14 protein-coding genes are annotated in these 16,408 nt (G+C 57.6%); 3 read left to right on the top strand and 11 right to left on the bottom strand.

What is annotated here, in order from left to right; translation table 11 throughout:
• Nucleotides 1-42: 42 nt before the first annotated feature.
• Complete coding sequence (locus tag J7413_RS11845; RefSeq protein WP_209098371.1) at nt 43-1,008, bottom strand: pyridoxal-phosphate dependent enzyme; 966 nt, start codon at nt 1,006-1,008, stop codon at nt 43-45.
• Nucleotides 1,001-1,969, bottom strand: coding sequence for an ornithine cyclodeaminase family protein (locus J7413_RS11840; RefSeq protein ID WP_209098370.1), 969 nt, complete (start codon nt 1,967-1,969; stop codon nt 1,001-1,003). Before J7413_RS11840 ends, J7413_RS11845 begins: the two co-directional genes overlap by 8 nt.
• Before the next feature lie 132 nt (nt 1,970-2,101).
• Here J7413_RS11840 and J7413_RS11835 point away from each other — a divergent pair, with 132 nt between their 5' ends.
• Together J7413_RS11835 and argE are read left to right on the top strand one after the other, a co-directional pair.
• The gene (locus J7413_RS11835) at nt 2,102-2,722 is read left to right on the top strand and encodes a PAS domain-containing protein (protein WP_209098369.1); all 621 of its coding nucleotides are present in this window, start codon (nt 2,102-2,104) and stop codon (nt 2,720-2,722) included.
• Nucleotides 2,715-3,869 (top strand): acetylornithine deacetylase, encoded by a 1,155-nt coding sequence (gene argE / locus J7413_RS11830; protein ID WP_209098368.1) that lies wholly within the window; start codon nt 2,715-2,717, stop codon nt 3,867-3,869. The genes J7413_RS11835 and argE overlap by 8 nt, the downstream gene beginning before the upstream one ends.
• Before the next feature lie 75 nt (nt 3,870-3,944).
• Here the strand turns inward: argE and J7413_RS11825 are convergent, their stop codons facing one another.
• From J7413_RS11825 to J7413_RS11800, 6 genes are all read right to left on the bottom strand, one after another.
• The gene (locus J7413_RS11825; RefSeq protein ID WP_209098366.1) at nt 3,945-5,069 is read right to left on the bottom strand and encodes an aminotransferase; all 1,125 of its coding nucleotides are present in this window, start codon (nt 5,067-5,069) and stop codon (nt 3,945-3,947) included.
• A gap of 14 nt (nt 5,070-5,083) precedes the next feature.
• Nucleotides 5,084-6,043 carry an ornithine cyclodeaminase family protein gene (locus J7413_RS11820; protein ID WP_247743476.1) on the bottom strand — a complete coding sequence of 320 codons (960 nt, stop codon included), beginning with the start codon at nt 6,041-6,043 and terminating at the stop codon, nt 5,084-5,086.
• Nucleotides 6,044-6,078: 35 nt separating this feature from the next.
• Nucleotides 6,079-6,822, bottom strand: a complete 744-nt coding sequence (locus tag J7413_RS11815) for an amino acid ABC transporter ATP-binding protein (protein ID WP_209098362.1) — start codon at nt 6,820-6,822, stop codon at nt 6,079-6,081.
• 18 nt (nt 6,823-6,840) lie between these two features.
• A complete protein-coding gene (locus J7413_RS11810) occupies nt 6,841-7,536 on the bottom strand; it encodes an ABC transporter permease subunit (RefSeq protein ID WP_209098361.1) in 696 nt (231 codons plus the stop codon).
• Nucleotides 7,537-7,544: 8 nt separating this feature from the next.
• Entirely contained in the window at nt 7,545-8,216 is a 672-nt protein-coding gene (locus tag J7413_RS11805) for an ABC transporter permease subunit (RefSeq protein ID WP_209098360.1), read from the bottom strand.
• 110 nt (nt 8,217-8,326) lie between these two features.
• Nucleotides 8,327-9,292 (bottom strand): LysR family transcriptional regulator, encoded by a 966-nt coding sequence (locus J7413_RS11800; RefSeq protein ID WP_209098359.1) that lies wholly within the window; start codon nt 9,290-9,292, stop codon nt 8,327-8,329.
• A 50-nt stretch (nt 9,293-9,342) separates the two neighbouring features.
• Between J7413_RS11800 and J7413_RS11795 the strand changes: the two genes are divergently transcribed.
• The gene (locus tag J7413_RS11795) at nt 9,343-10,236 is read left to right on the top strand and encodes a transporter substrate-binding domain-containing protein (protein WP_247743475.1); all 894 of its coding nucleotides are present in this window, start codon (nt 9,343-9,345) and stop codon (nt 10,234-10,236) included.
• Nucleotides 10,237-10,382: 146 nt separating this feature from the next.
• On the opposite strand, the gene J7413_RS11790 is transcribed toward J7413_RS11795, so the two are convergent.
• The 3 genes from J7413_RS11790 to J7413_RS11780 form a co-directional block, all read right to left on the bottom strand.
• Nucleotides 10,383-12,020: a BCCT family transporter gene (locus tag J7413_RS11790; RefSeq protein ID WP_209098358.1), complete on the bottom strand. Its 1,638-nt coding sequence runs from the start codon at nt 12,018-12,020 to the stop codon at nt 10,383-10,385.
• Nucleotides 12,021-12,141: 121 nt separating this feature from the next.
• Nucleotides 12,142-14,652 (bottom strand): CoA transferase, encoded by a 2,511-nt coding sequence (locus J7413_RS11785; protein WP_209098357.1) that lies wholly within the window; start codon nt 14,650-14,652, stop codon nt 12,142-12,144.
• A gap of 37 nt (nt 14,653-14,689) precedes the next feature.
• On the bottom strand, nt 14,690-16,351 hold the full coding sequence (locus J7413_RS11780; protein WP_209098355.1) for a GMC family oxidoreductase N-terminal domain-containing protein: 1,662 nt from the start codon (nt 16,349-16,351) through the stop codon (nt 14,690-14,692).
• Nucleotides 16,352-16,408 lie beyond the last annotated feature (57 nt).

Below are 16,408 nucleotides of genomic sequence, written 5' to 3'. Positions count from 1 at the left end.
AACTTGCGCCCGCTCAGAGCGCAAGTTTTTGTATTGCCTGACTTAGGCGATGACACTCTTCAAGCGCGCCTGATCGTAGTTGGCCCCACATAGCAGAACGACGCTTGTTTGACCTTCATAAGCCTCTGGCTGCGCAAGGTAGGGCGCAAGCGCGAGAGCGGCGGCACCCTCCACAATCATGTTGTCGGTCCAGGCAATCACGCGCAGCGCTTCCGCAATTTGCTCTTCGTCACAGTGGATCACCTCGTCAATCACCTCGCTGGCCATTGGCAGGGTGACCGATCCTGCATCAACACCGCCAGCCACACCATCCGCAAGCGTGTCATAATGTGCAGTTTCCACAATTTCTCCAGCCGCCATAGAGGCCGCGAGCGCTGCGGTATTCACCGCACTCACGCCAATCACACGGGTGTTCGGGGAGAAGGATTTCAAAACCGCCCCAATGCCAGAGATCAAGCCACCGCCGCCCATGGAGATGAACACGTTGTCGATCTGCGGCAGTTGTTCCAGCAGCTCAAGGCCAATGGTGCCCTGCCCCGCAATCACGCCGGGATCGTTGTAGGGTGAAATATATGTGTAGCCCTCATCCTCAGCCAGTTTGCGGGCGTGGACCTCAGCCAGAGAAGAATCCGCCCCAGCGATGATCACCCGGGTGCCGTAGCTCTCAATCGTCTCCCGTTTTTTTGCGATCACATTTTCCGGCAATACAACGGTCAGCTTATGCCCGGTTTTCTGCGCGGCCAGAGAGCAGGCAATCCCGTGATTGCCAGAGGAGGCCGTGACCACCGGGCGATCTGTCGGTGTGGTGGTCAACATTGCGCTTGCCCCGCGCAGCTTGAAGGAGCCGGTGAACTGGAAGTTCTCGGTTTTATAAAGCAGCTGCGTGCCCTTGGGCTGCGCTATGCGAGAAGCCACGATGGGCGTTTTGTTGATCAGGGGCGCAATCCGGCGGTGGGTGGCGACTGAGGCCGCGGCAGAGCGCAAAATCAGTTCAGAAACGTTAGACATGAGCGGCCTCATTTTCGTTTGATGTTTGGTTTTGAAATGCCTGTACTACGGCAAGAGACACAGCCGCATCCTGCACCGCAAGGCCAGTAAGATCCGCGATGGTGATTTGAGAGACGTCGCTCCGCCCCGGATGCCGGCTGTCAAGCACGTCACCCAATGCGATGGTCGCCGTACCCTGTGACAGATGTTGGAATTCGCCATGGTGCAGGGATTGCGTGGCCTCATCACAGATCAGCAGGTCTGCGGCTTCTGTCAAATCGCGAGCCAGCTCCTGTTTGCCGGGACAGTCTGCGCCGATGGCCGTGATATGCGTGCTCGGCGTGATCCAGTGCTTTTTGATCAATGGTTGCTTTGACGGCGTGCAGGTGACAATGGCCTGCGCATCAAGACAGGCCGCCTGAAGATCCGCAGCCAATGCCGCCGACAAGCCTTCCGCCTGTAAGTCCACAACAACAGCCTCAGCTTTCTTCAGATCCCGCCCCCAGATCTTAAACGTCAGCGGGCGATCCACCAGCAACTGCAGGCACTCTGCCTGATGGCGCGCTTGCAGGCCAGTGCCCACGATCAGCACCTCTGTGAACCCGGCTGGTGCCAGCGCAGCAGTCGCCAGCGCACCTCCAATACCGGTGCGGATGTCTGTCAGCCAGCCTTCGTCGCGCAGTATGGCCAGAGGCGCGCCATTGGTTGCTGAGAACACCAGATTCATCCCATTCGACGACGGCAAGCCCTGCGCTGGGTTGCGATAAAATCCGGTGGAGACTTTCACGACAAAGCCTTCCGCACCCACAACATGACCGGTTTTGACGCAACAGTCGCCCTCATTTTCAGGGAAGGCCAGCTGCGCAATTGGCGGTGCCTGCACCTGACCTTTTGCGGAGGCCACGAAGGCCGCACGAATGGCATCGGCGGCAATATGAAAATCAAACAGATCCCGAATCTGCGGCTTGCAAAGATCAATCACCCGGCGCCTCCCCCTGCGTGCTGGCGCGCCTTTTAGTTGACGCTTGACCAGATTCCTAGACAGAAGTATCCAGACTAGACACTTGGGTCAACACCTCAACCCGCTGATTGAGGTCTCATTGGAGGCAAAGATGTGGATCTGACAACGCTGAAGGCCAATGCCTGCGCCACCGCAGACGCTATGGGGCTCCTGTTTGGCCAACAGGTGGAAATCGTGGTGCATGACCTTGCAAGTGGCACCATCACCCATATTGTAAATCCATACTCCCGCCGTGTTCCGGGCGACCCTTCCAATGTGCAAGACATTGATTTTCGCAAAGAAGACATGGTGATCGGCCCCTATGAAAAGGTGCATTGGGACGGCAGCATTCTGCGCTCGATCAGTATCGTGCAGCGCATGCCGGATGGGCGCGCGGCCTTTATGATCTGTGTAAACTATGACCAATCCGATCTGCTCGCGGTGCAGCGCGCGGTGGAAGCCCTGCTGCCTGCGCGGCCGGTTGGGCAGCAGCCAGATGATCTGTTTCGCAATGACTGGCATGAGCGGCTCAACATCTTTGTCAGTGACTGGTGTCAGGAGCGGGGCGCGCGTGTAGATACGCTCGACCGTGCCTCGCGGCGCGCACTTCTGGCCGCGCTCGACGCATCGGGCGCATTGTCAGAGCGCAACGCCGCCGCCTATGTCGGCCGCCTGCTCGGGGTCAGCCGCGCCACCATCTACAACGACTTAAAAGCAGGAGCTTCTGATGTCTGATTTGCAGGCGACAGTAGAAATTCTGGAACGTCTGATCGCCTTTGAAACCGTTTCTGACCGCTCCAATAAAGATGTGATCGCCTATGTAGCGAACTATCTGGAAGCTCTCGGTGTCACCTCGCATGTATTTGCCGATGACACCGGGCAAAAACACGGGCTTATCGCTCAAATCGGCCCGGATGTTGCGGGCGGTGTTGTGCTGTCAGGCCATACGGATGTTGTGCCTGTCGACGGTCAGGATTGGCAGACCGACCCATGGACATTGACCGAACAGGACGGGCGTTACTTTGGGCGCGGCACCTGTGACATGAAAGGCTTTCTTGCGCTGGTGCTGGCCGCCGTTCCGCAGATGCTGGCAGCCCCCCTGCAGCGCCCAATCCAGCTCGCGTTTTCTTTTGACGAAGAGATTGGCTGCACCGGCACCGCGCCTTTGCTGGCGGAGCTTCAGGCCCGGTTTGCGCGTGCGGATCGCGTGATCGTTGGGGAGCCGACAGAGTGGCGTGTAGTGACAGGGCACAAAGGTGGTATCGGGATCACGACACAGATCACGGGCAAAGCCGCGCATTCCTCCATGCCGCATCTGGGGGTCTCTGCGATCTCTGCCGCTGCGAAGCTTGTCGCGTGGCATGAGGCGCAGATGGCCACATGCGAAAGTAGCTCCGACCAAGCCTCCGGCTTCACCCCACCGCACAGCACGTTGCAAGTTGGCACCATTCAGGGCGGCTCCGCGATGAACATCGTGCCTGATGCCTGCCGCATTGAAACCGACATTCGCTTTGTGCCGCCAGAGACTGCGGAGGACTGGCTCACCCGTTATCGCACATTGGCCGAAGAGATCGCCCGCGACATGCAACGCAGCCATGCTGAGGCAGACATAACACTTTGTGATATTGAAGTTATCCCGGCAATGATGCCAGAGACGGACGGCGCGGCGGAACAGCTGGCGCGGCAACTGACTGGGGATAACTCCGACAACTGCGTGTCCTATCAGACAGAGGCAGGCCATTTTCAGAGTGCGGGATATTCCACGGTGGTCTGCGGGCCGGGCAACATCGCACAAGCGCATCAGCCTGATGAATACGTGACAGCAGACCAACTGCGCAAAGGGCAGAGTTTTCTGGCGAAACTGATTGAGAGCCTCTGCTGACGCATCTCAAATTATTGCGCCATCACAAAAGATAAGGGCCCTGCCTGTTGGCAGAGCCCCTTGATACGCTGTTTATCAGGCTGCGTGGCGCTTCAGGAAGGCCGAGAACTTCGCAAGCCCCGCCACCAGATCCGTCGTTGGGTTGGTGTAGCCAAGCCGCAACCAGCCCTCCATGTCCATCGCGCTGCCCGGGGTCAGCATCACGCCCTCTTCTTTCAGAAGGGTCACACACAGGTCGCGTGAGGTCATGGGCAGATCATACTTCAGCAAGGCCGTTGTGCCGGATTTTGGCTTGACCCAGCTGATCAGGGGCTGCTCTTCGATCCACTCTTCTACGATCTGCAAGTTCTTACGGGTGATCTCCTGCGCGCGCGCCAGAATCTTGTCGCGGTTTTCCAGCGCCATGGCGGCCAGCAGTTCGTCGATCTGCCCAACAGAAATGGTGTTGTAGTCGCGATGGATCATCACGTCATGCAACATCTCTTTCGGTCCCGCGATCCAGCCCACACGCAAACCCGCGAGTGAATAGGCTTTGGACATGCCCGCTGTGCTGATCCCTTTTTCATAAAGATCCGCCACGGCAGCTGTCATGCCATCGCCCTCCTGATTGGTGCCGCGGTAAACCTCATCACACAGAAGCCAGGCATCCACAGAGCGGGCGATCTCAACAATCTCTTCCAACATGGCGCGATCCATCAAGGCGCCAGTCGGGTTGTTGGGATTGTTGATGGCAATCAGTTTTGTGTCTGACCGCACCATGGCGCGCAAAGCGGCAAGATCGGGCAAGAAGTCCTGCTCTGGGCGCAGATGCAGCAGTTCAATGTCGGCGCCGATGCTTTCAGGGATGGAGTAATGCTGCTGATAGGTGGGAATGACCGAGATCACGTGATCGCCGCGCGCAACAAGGGTCTGATGCACAAGCGAGTTGGCCCCAATCGTGCCATGTGTGGTCAGAATATTGTCGCGGCTTTGATTTGTGTAAAGACCACTGATGGCATCCCGCAGGCGGTCAGAGCCTTCAATCGCGCCATAGGTCATCTTGATCGCGGACAGCTGATCCAGAATGCTGTCTTTGACATCGGCCATCTCAAAGAGCTGGCCGAGGGTGATGGATTCAACACAGGTTTCAGCAAGATTGAGATCACATTTGGTCTCAAACTCATTCATCCACATTTCAACACCGAAGGGGCGGATATCCATGGGTCAGTCCTTTCTCAACCTTGGGCCTTGGCAGCGTCATACACCGCGCGGGCCATGAAAATGTCTTCGAGTCCCAAACCAATGGAGCGGAAGAACACGGGTTTTTCACCGGTCGGGCGCGCGCAGGCAGCAGTCTGGAGCTGTGCCAGATCCCCACAAATCGCATCCGCCTGCCAACCGGCCTCTGCCGCCAGCTTCATCTCGCCCGCAGAGGAAGGGGTGGTTTCGCGGTAGTCGCAATAAACTTCCGCGGCAGAGAGAAACGCGGGATCAACCTCATGCGCATTGGCAACATTGGTGCTGATCGAAGTGACCAAAGCACCCGCGGCCACAGAGGTGGTGTCAAACACTGGGGTTCCTGAGGAGGTGCAGAGCATAACCACATCCGCGTCAGTCCCGGCTGCCGCGGCGCTGTCTGCAAACCGCACACGTTCATCCAGCGCCTGCCACGTGGCTTTCAGCTCGGCATTTTCAGCGAGGGAGGGAGAAAACACGCGGATCTCTGCCCAATCACGCAACGCGGCTGTGTGGCGCAAGTGGGCCTGCGCCACCTTGCCAGAGCCGATGATCGCAAGGGTTTTTGCCCCGTCTTTGGCAAGATGATCCACGGCAAGCGCTGTGGTGCCAGCGGTGCGTTCTGTGGTAAGCTCGCCTGAGTCACACAACATCAGCGGCTGGCCGGTCTCCATAGACATCAGAACGGTCCAAGCAGTGATGATCGGCTTGCCCGGCTGCACAAGGTAAGGCGACAGTTTCGCGCCAAACAGATTGGCGCCTGTGCTGGCGCCCTGATAGGTGATGAAATCCCCTTTGTCCTCAGGAAACAGGGTCAGGGTCTGCGCGGGCTGAACCGCCTGCCCTTGCCCCAGTTCGGAAAACAGCGCGCGCATCGCGCCAAGCGTGTCCACATTGGGCAAAACCGCTTGCACGGCTGCGGCGTCCAGAACCAGTGCGGCCTGTGGGGTGGTTGACATCATTTGGTCTCCTGAGTGGCTGATCGCGCGAGCGATCAGGCGTGGTCAATTTTGTTGAGGAAGGCGCGGGTGCGCGCGTGTACGGGATGCTCAAAGAAGGCGCTGGGGGTGTTCTCTTCGAGGATTTTCCCGCCATCAAGGAACACAACCCGATCCGCCACCTTTCGGGCAAAGCCCAATTCGTGCGTGACGACGATCATGGTCATGCCCTCAGATGCTAGATCCTCCATCACTTCCAGAACTTCGCCCACCATTTCAGGGTCCAAAGCCGAAGTGGGTTCATCAAACAGCATCACCTTGGGCTGCATACACAGCGCGCGCGCAATGGCGACACGTTGCTGTTGCCCACCAGAAAGCTGGCCTGGGTAATGATCCGCACGATCCGCGATATGGACGCGCTCCAGCAACTCGAGCGCACGTGCGCGTGCCTGAGCCTTACCAAGGCCCCGCACAAGACGCGGCGCAAGCATAAGATTTTCCAAGGCGCTCAGGTGGGGGAACAGGTTAAAGTGCTGAAACACCATGCCGACATCGCCGCTGAAGGCGCCAATGTTCTTGCAATCAAGGCTCAACGCATGCCCGGCAACATCAATGTCGCCCCGGCTGCGCGTTTCCAGCCCCGCGATACAGCGTATGAGTGTGGATTTGCCGGACCCCGATGGGCCACAGAGCACCACTTTTTCCCCCTGAGCGACAGACAGGCTAATGTCGTCGATGACCTTGAGAGGGCCATAGGATTTTTCGAGATTTGTTACCTTAATGGCGTTGGACGCGCGCATGTGGGCTTCCTCGCTAAGTTATGCGTCATTGCCGGACAGGCCGGGGATCGCAGTTTTTCGTTCAATCGCGCGGAAGAGCGCGGCAAAGCCAAGCGCAAGCATCAGATAGAGCGCGCCAGCGACTGTGAAGACTTCAAAGGGGGCATAGGTGCGGGCCACCAACGCGCGTGCGGCGCCAGTCATTTCCACCACCGTCACCGCAGAGGCGAGAGAGCTGGCTTTCATCACCAGCGTGATTTCATTGCCCAGCACTGGCAGCACATACCGGTAGGCCTGCGGCAGCGTCACGCGTGTGAGCGTTTGCCAAGGGGACAACCCCAAAGTGCGCGCCGCCTCGCCTTGCCCGTCTGGCACCTGCGAAATAGCTCCGCGCAACAGTGCGCCCATATAGGCTGCAGAGTTGAGGCCGACGGCAAGAATAGCGCAGCCCAACGGCTCTTTCAGAATGGGCCAGAAAATGCTGTCGCGCACCGCCTCAAGACTGCCAAGACCGTAGTAGATGATAAAAAGCTGCACGAGCATGGGACTGCCGCGCACAAAGAAGATGTAAGCGCGGGCTGGCGCGCTCACAAAGCGCGAGCGCGCGTCAGCAGCCATCGCCAGCGGGAGCGCGACCACCTGTCCAAGCACAAAGGCAGACAGCGTAATGACCAAGGTCAGCCACAAACCGTCCCAGACGATAGGTATCGCAGCCATTAGAATTTCATAAGACATGGGCGCTCCTATCTTTGCACGGGCGTGAGCCGCTGTTCGGCTTGTGCGAAGATCGCCGAAGACAACGCGGAGACCGCCACATAAAGACATGCAGCACTCAGGTAGAACGTCAGCGGATGGTGCGTCGCACCGGCTGCGATCACCGACTTGCGCATCAGTTCTTCGAGCCCCACAATGGACACCAGCGCACTCTCTTTGAGGACAATCAGCCACTGATTGCCAAGGCCCGGCAAAGCGCGCTGCAGCATCTGCGGCAAGATCACGTGCACAAACATCTGACGCCGCGACAGGCCCAGCACCAATGCGGCCTCACGTTGTCCAGCCGGAATGGATTGCAACGCCGCGCGCAAAATCTCAAGCAGGTAGGCAAAGGCCACGGCACCAAGCGCCACAATCCCCGCAGTCAGCGCGTCCACCTCAAAGTAACTGCCGCTGAGCTTTGTCAGAACGATGGTTCCCCCATAAAAGATTAGGAAAATCACCAAGAGCTCCGGGACGCCGCGGATCACGGTGACATAGAGATCAAGCACTTTGCGCAAGGGATTGCGTCGCGATTGCGTCAGCGGTGCGCAGAGCACGGCCAGCACCAGCCCCAACACAAAGCTGCCCAAGGCAACTTTGAGTGTGAGCAAAAGCCCAAGTAGCAGCTGTGTCGCATAGGGTGCGATCACATCAAACATGCATATGTCCTTTGTTCTGTGCCCGAAGACAGGAGACCGCCCCCGGGTATTGCCTCTTTTAACACCGAAACATTCGAAATATCGGCGGATTACTTTCGAAAATTCGATGCTTATGAATCCAGCGCCACCACGGCGCCCGTCTGCATCAACACTCCCTCAACCAAAGGCTGTTCGCGGACGCGATTGATAAAGGCGCGCAGGATGATGTTGAGTTCGGCGTTGCGGCGATAGGCCAGATAGATCGGCGAGTGATATTGCAGCTCCGACCCGGTGCTGAGCGCGGAAAGATCAGCAAGCGATCCGCCGTAATAGTCTGGCAGAAACCCAACAAAGCGCCCGCTGCGGATCAGGATCGCATGTGTTTCCATCTGATCCACAGTGGCGGAAGGATAGATATTTTCATCAGCTTCATCGCCCCGACCACGACGCCGGCGGCGGATGAAAGGGAAGCGCTGCAACTCTCCCGGCGTGACGATCAGAGAGTGACGGCTCAACTCTTCAAACCCAATATGCGCCATGCGGGTCAAAGGATGGCGCGGGACGGCGTAGAGAGAATGCCGCTCCTGAAAGAGCGGAATATACGCGATACCAGCGCGCTTTTGTGGGAAAGGCCCGATCACCGCATCTCGCTGCCCCTCCAACAGCAATCCTTCCATGGCGGATGGCGATACCAAGGACAGATCTACATAGGTGCTTGGCGCCCGTTCCGAAAACCGCCCCAAGACATCCGGCAGCGGCCAGGCTGTATTGGCAAGCATGGCATCCATGATGCCAATCCGAAGTACGCCGCGCATGTCGCCTGAAATCGTGGCCGTTGCATTTTGAAATCTGTCCGCCGCCGCGAAGAGATCATCCAGAGCCTCAAGCAACTTTTTGCCCTCAGCGGTGAGTGAAAACCCGCTGCGGCCGCGTTGGCAAACCCGAAACCCCAACCGTTTTTCCAAGTCCGCCAGCTGTGTCGAGAGGGTTGACTGGGAACAATTCAGCGTCGCCTGCGCCCCGGCGATCCCGCCCGCATCGGCAATTGCCTGAAAACTACGCAGCAGCTTCAGATCGATATCCTGTAGCCTTTTCATGCTTTGTCCTTGCTGCGTTGAATGAATATTGCGTCACATCGGAAAGTGTGATGTTTAGCCGCGACATTTCATATTTTTCCACCCCCCGCAACGACAACAGTGCAGCACATAGCCGCCATGTCGCAGACGGGCAGACCAACCACAACAAATTGGGGATCACCATGAAAAACCTCGCCGCTTTGGCCGCAATTGCGCTGTTCACATGCACAACTGCCTCCGCAGAAGACCTGCGGATTGGCACAAGTGCAGACTACCCACCCTGGGAATCCGTAAACGAAAACAACGAAATCGTTGGGTTTGACCGCGACTTCGGCGACGAGCTTTGCCGCCGCATTGAAGCAAACTGCACCTGGATCAACCAAGCCTATGATGGCCTGCTTCCTGCGCTTCAAATTGGCAAGTTTGATGCCGTGATTTCAGGCATTTCCATCACCGAAGAGCGCGCAAAAATGGTCGACTTTTCGTCCGCTTATGCCGACGCACCGAACTCTGTGATCGGAGCAGTGGACGCCGGGTTTGGCACGCTGGACACCCCTGCAGACCTGCTTGCTGCTTTGGCTGACAAAACGGTCGGCGTACAGACCGGCACCACCCATGAACAGGTGGTCAAAGCGCATTTTGAAGGCGCCACCCTGCGCAGCTATGACCGCCCCGATCAGATTGTGAACGACCTGCTGGCCGGCCGGATTGATGCCGCCATGATGGAAACATCCGCAGCCGAACCTTTCCTGAAAGGTGATCAGAAAGACAAACTGTCGCTCGTTGGCCCACTGCTGACCAGCGCGGATTTCGCTGAGTTTGGTCAGGGTCAGGGCGTCGCCTTGGGCAAAGGCAAACAAGATCTGCAAGGTCGCATGGATGCTGCCATTGCTGAGATGCTGGCCGACGGCACAATGGCAAAGCTGTCTGAAACTTGGTTTGGCTACGATCTGTCCGCCAAGTAACAGACGCGGGCCGGATGCCTCCTGAAGGCGTTGGAAACTGGCTCGCAAGAAGTAAAAACGCGGCCTTTCGGGAAACACCCCCGAAAGGCCGTTTTTTTGGGATCCGAGCGACAGTTGCGAACCGTCGGTTCTGACGGACCTGAGGCTTAGTAGACTGTTTTCACGCCGTTCTTTTCACGCAGCGCATCTCTCACCACCGCTTTGATCAACGCAATGCCCATCAGAACCATCACCAAGCTGAAAGGCAAAGCGCCAATCACCATGGCTGTCTGAATGGCGCCAAGGCCACCAACCATCAGCAGGCCACCCACAACAAAGCTCAACGCCAGTCCCCAGAAAATGATGTGAGGACGGCCACGGGGGCTTTCATCGCCGGCTGCGTTGATGGTGTTCACGATCAAAACCGCAGAGTCTGCCGTGGTGACCAGATAAGTCAGCAGCAGAACAACAACGATCACGGCCATGATCCAACCCAGTGCCGGGGACAGCAGCAAATCCAGCATCACGAACAGCTGGTTTGACTGACCCGCACCAGAGATGGCATCCCCCACACCGCCGTTCAGTGTCAAGTCTACAGCGGTGCCGCCAACAACGGTGAACCAGATGAAGCACATCAACGAAGGCACCAGAATGGCACCAACGATGTATTCACGCAGGCTGCGACCGCGCGAGATACGCGCCAGGAACACACCCACAAAGGGGGCAAATGCGATCCACCAAGCCCAGTAGAACACGGACCAGCCACCTTGCCAGCCTGCCAGTGCGTCGCCCACCTCGGTGCCATCAGGGCTCCAGACGGTGAACAGCATGGCGGGCAGTTGTGTGACATATGCAAAGAAGCCATTCACCAGTGCGCTGAGACCAAAGAAGGTCGATCCGAAGAGCAGGAAGAAGGCCAGCAGGAAGAAGCTGAGCCCCATGTTCAGGTTCGACAGCCACTTGATGCCTTTGCCAACGCCAGACAGTGCGGACAGGGTGGATGCGCCCATGATGACGGCCAGCGAGACGACAATGCCAGCGGTTGACGGTTTGCCCGCCTCGTTGACCAGCCAGTCGCCCAGACCGATACGGGTGAGGCCCGACACGAACTGTTCCACACCAAAGCCAAGCGTTTGCGCCACACCAAGAATGGTCGCCACAACGGCCACAACATCAACAACATGGCCGATACCGCCAGACAGACGTTCCCCAAACAGCGGCGCAAGGCCGGAGCGGATGGTCAGAGGCAGGTTGCGGCGATAGGAGAAGTAAGCCAGCGACAGGCCCACCAGCGCATAACACGCCCATGCGACAAAGCCCCAGTGCATGAACGACCAAACATAGGCAGCGGTCACGTTGTCTGCGCCGGATGCGGTGGTTTCCCCCATGATCACGCTGGGATTGGTCGCAAAATGATACATCGGCTCCGCGGTGGCAAAGGTCAGCATGCCGATGCCAATCCCGGCACCAAACATCATCGAGAACCAGGAGAAGTTGGAAAACTCAGGTCTATCCCCGGCCTGACCAAGCTGCAGCCTGCCTGTGGCGGGAACCACTGCCAGAACCGCACAAACAATGGTGAAGAAAGCCGCAGCATAGATGTACCAGCTGGCGAAATTCTTCAGAAGAAAACCGTTCATCGCGCCCAGAACAGCGGCGGCGTTTTCCGGCACGGAAATCGCCCAAACGATCAGCGCACTGACCAGAATTTTGGATGATATCGCGACGGTTTTGCTGAAGCCGGCATAAAAGCCCGTTTCAGCCGTTGGGATCGACAGATCCATCATTGGGGGTTCTTTGGCCATAACTCCTCCTTTTTGGCGCAAGAATTCACATCCCTGAAGGATGTGCTGGTGTGGGCGCGCTCAGCCAAATGGCAGCACGCGCACAAAAAACCGCCCCTGCGAGGAGGGGCGGTGTGTTGGATTAACTTGGAAGATACTCGTCAGCCCAAGATGTGCCGATATCACCACTGGCGATCATCTGCTCAATCGCTTTCTCCGCATAGCCAAGGTCACGCAGGATCGCACGTGTGGAAGCGCCGAATTTCTCTGCGGGTTCAAGGGCATAGACTTTGCTTTGCGCCGGACGCACAGCATAGGGATCAAGTTGCGTCACCTCGTGCCCGCTTGGATGGTCGGGGTAGACCGAGAAAGAATAGCTGCCTTTGTCGATCCCCGGCAGACCGTCGCTTTCACGTGTGTTCAAAGCGCGCAGGGCTTCTAGGTTTTCACAAATGGTGGCTGCAAGATCTGCGGCACGCAAACGGGCCACCCACTCAGAGGCGGGCTGCAATTGGAACGCCTGAGACAGATAGGCCGCGCGCTCTTCTTCGGGCAGGTTTGGCAACTCTTCCAACCCTTCAACCTGCGTAAAACGCGGCAGATCGCTCTCATAAGCGCTCAGCAGAATGTAGCGACCTGACGCCGTGTAGTAAAAGCGGGTCAGAGCGTCATATCCGTTGGCCTCAGGGCCGGACGGCTCGTCAAACAAACCGCGCCCCTTAAAGTCAAAGGCAAAAGGCGCCTGCAGCAAGCCACTGTTGGCCGTCAGAGACGTGCGGCCCCGTCCAATACGCCCGAACCGATGCTTCTGATAGAGCGCCGCAGCGACACTCAACGCTCCACCAAAGCCGCACATGACATCGATGGTGCCAACGTGCGCATGCTCTTCGGGGCGGTCCATAGCCCCGCCAAAGCGCAGCATGATGCCGGTCGCGGCCTGCACCAGATCGTCATAGCCGATATAGTCAGTCCGCGTGCCACGTCGCACGCCGCTGAAGCAATCCAGTTTGCAGAAGATCGCATCCGGATTGAGCTTGCGCAGATTATCAGCATCCAGCCCCATCTTGCGGATCTGATTGTCCGGCGCGTTCCAGACAATCACGTCAACGGTTTTCACCAGATCTTCAAAGACCTGACGCCCATGGCGCGAGGTGATGTCCGCGAGAATAGAGCTTTTGCCGCGCATCTGCGACATGCCGTAGATCACGGTGTTCCAGCTGTCATACATCGGCTCAGCGGGATCCAACTTGATCACCTCGGCGCCAAAGCGCGCCAGATAGCTGGCAGAGTGAGGCCCGGCAATCACGTTGCATAGATCCAGAACCCGCACACCAGACAGCCAGCCTTCGCGGCTTTCTGCTTCGTCCGGTTCCGGCAGCTCTGTGCGGTGTTTTTTGAGAATTTTCAGGGCTTCGTCAAATTCGACCCAACGGCGTGGTTCGGGCTTCAGCGCCTCCTCGCCACTTTCCTCAAGCCACACCACCGGCCCGGGTTGGGTCATATCGCCATAGACCGGATCCCAAACGTCGATCATCAACCCGGAGGTCTCGGCGTATTCGTCGTGAATCCATTCCTGAAGCCACCTTTGCGGCGCGCCCGGGATCATGCCCCGGCCAAACATCTTTTTCCACTCATGGGAGGTGCGGGTCATAAACACCTCTTTCATGCGCGCGGCGATCTTGTCCGCCCAGTCTTTTGGCATCGGGTACACCCCCAGAGAGGTGTCGTGTTCCCACTCAGACCATGGCTTGTAGGTGTCTTCTTCGGAGGTCAGCCCCTCTTTGACCAACTCGTCATAGATCCCGAGCACTTCCAGACAGCGGCGCGCGTGGTTCTTGTGGCTGGGACAGACCACATAGAACATCCGACCATCTTTGCACATGTAGCTGCGGAAGAATGGGTCCAGCAGTTCCTGCAGATCCTCATAGCTGACATTCATTGGCAGGCCTTCGATCCGGCGCCGCTCGATCTCTACCTCGCGCTGGGTCAGATAACGCTGGGGCATGTCAGAAACGTGGATGGAGTTGTAACATAGCCCCTCCATCACTGCGGCGGCCAAAGGCACTTCGATGGCGTCCCCCTGCCCTGTGATCTGTCGCGACTGGAGCGCCAATACGGTGGCAGACGCTGCAATCTGGGAGGCATAAGCAGAGGACAGCGGCAACGGGGAGAACGACGGGTTGAGCCCCATCAAAACCCGGTTCAGCCCCATATCGGTGAAGACACCGGAGCTCGCGGCAACAATGCTTTCAAAGGCGCGTAGCTCGCGGCGTTCTTCGTCGTCAGAAGCAAACCCTGGGATGCTGAGCGTGATCAGCTCGGAGCGGTTTTTGCGCAGGGCAGCAAAATCGACCCCCAGCTTGGCCAGTTTTCCGGGGCGGAAATTCTCGATGAGAATGTCGGCCTCCGCGCATAGCGCAAGCGCCTGTTCCAACCCTTCAGGCGTTTTCAGATCGAGATTTACGATCACCTTATTGCGGTTCAGCATCGCATTGGCTGGGCTGTCCCACATCGCGCCTTCGGGCGGGTCGATGTGCACAACCGTCGCCCCCAGATCTCCAAGCAACATGGCGACAGCCGGACCGGCAATGTATTGGCCAAAGTCCACAACTTTGACGCCTGTCAACGGCAGGTTGGAAAACGAATGACGCATATGTCCTCCGATCATTCAAATTTATGAAGTTGCGCGACTATTGGCCGTTCAAGATCCAGCCAGCGGCCTTTTCGGCAATCATGATGGTTGGTGAGTTGGTGTTGCCGCTGGTGATTTCCGGCATGATCGACGCGTCAACCACCCGCAGCCCGTGAACGCCACGCATGCGCAGATGCGGATCCAAGACGGCAGTGGGATCATCATCGCGGCCCATCTTCACCGTGCCAACGGGGTGGAAAATCGTGCTGGCGATATCCCCCGCAAGCCGCGCCAGTTCCTCATCACTTTGGTACTGGGGGCCCGGCTTGAACTCTTCTGGCGCGTATTTTTGCATTGCAGGCTGCCCCATGATCTCGCGCACCTGACGCAGGCTGTCCGCCGCCACTTTGCGATCGTCTTCCGTGTCCAGATAATTCGGTGTGATCTCTGGCGCATCGTAAAAGTTGCCAGAGGCAATACGCACATGCCCACGACTGGTGGGATTGAGGTTGCAAACACTCACAGTCATGGCGGGGAAATCATGCAGATCCTCGCCAAAGGCCTCAAGACTCAGTGGCTGCACGTGATATTCGAGGTTTGCATGCGTGCGACCTGGATCGGAGCGGGTAAACGCGCCCAACTGGCTTGGCGACATGCTCATCGGTCCGGAGCGTTTGAACATATACTCCAGACCAATTTTGGCTTTTCCAATCATAGAATTGGCGAGCGTGTTCAGTGTTTGCGTGCCTTTGACTTTAAAAACAGCGCGGATCTGTAGGTGGTCCTGCAGGTTTTCGCCCACATAGGGCTGATCCATCACCACGTCGATGCCATGCTCTTTCAACAGAGCGGCGGGGCCAATGCCCGACAGCTGAAGGATTTGCGGAGAGTTGATGGCACCGGCGGACAAAACCACCTCTTTGCGCGCCCCAACATCGACAGTTTCCCCAGCGAGGTTGACGCGCACACCGGAGCAACGCAGGCCATTCTCGCTGTCAAACAACAGCTTTTCCGCCTGCGCCTCTGTCCAGATTGTGAGGTTTGGACGGGACTTTGCCGGCCGCAAGAAAGCCTTGGACGTGTTCCAGCGCCAGCCGGATCGCTGGTTCACATCAAAATAGCCCACACCTGCGTTGTCGCCGCTGTTGAAATCATCGGTTTTACGCACGCCGGTCTGTTCGGCAGCATCAGCAAAGCTATCCAGCACCTCCCAGTTCAGGCGCTGTTTCTCAATGCGCCACTCACCGCCATGACCGTGCATATCCGAGAAGCGACTGTTGTCCCCTGTCTTAGGATCTGCCCCATTATCAAGCTTGTAGTGATCCTCATGAGACTTAAATGACTCGAGCGCGTTGTCCCAGTTCCAAGCGTCTTCACCGGTCAATGCGGCCCAGTTGTCATAATCCCGTGCCTGACCGCGCATGTAGATCATACCATTGATAGACGAGCAGCCACCAAGCGTTTTGCCGCGCGGGTAAAGCAGGCTGCGACCATTCAGACCTTTGTCGGGCTGCGTTTTATAAAGCCAGTCTGCACGAGGGTTGCCAATGCAATATAGGTAGCCAACAGGGATGTGGATCCAAGGGTAAGTGTCTGCTTTACCCGCTTCCAGCAAGAGCACGCGATTTGCTGGATCTGCGCTCAGGCGATTGGCCAAAAGACACCCAGCAGATCCGGCGCCAACCACAACGTAGTCAAATTCATTTTTCTGATCGGTCATGTTTTGTCCCTCGGCCACTCGGTTCATCATCCTGAGTGCAGTTCGAGGGCGAATGAC

Origin of the sequence: Shimia sp. R10_1, assembly GCF_017744095.1 — a bacterium.
In the GTDB taxonomy this organism is placed as follows: Bacteria; Pseudomonadota; Alphaproteobacteria; order Rhodobacterales; family Rhodobacteraceae; genus Shimia.
Note: the sequence above shows the minus strand (reverse complement) of the source record. Positions and strands in the feature narration are given on the sequence as shown.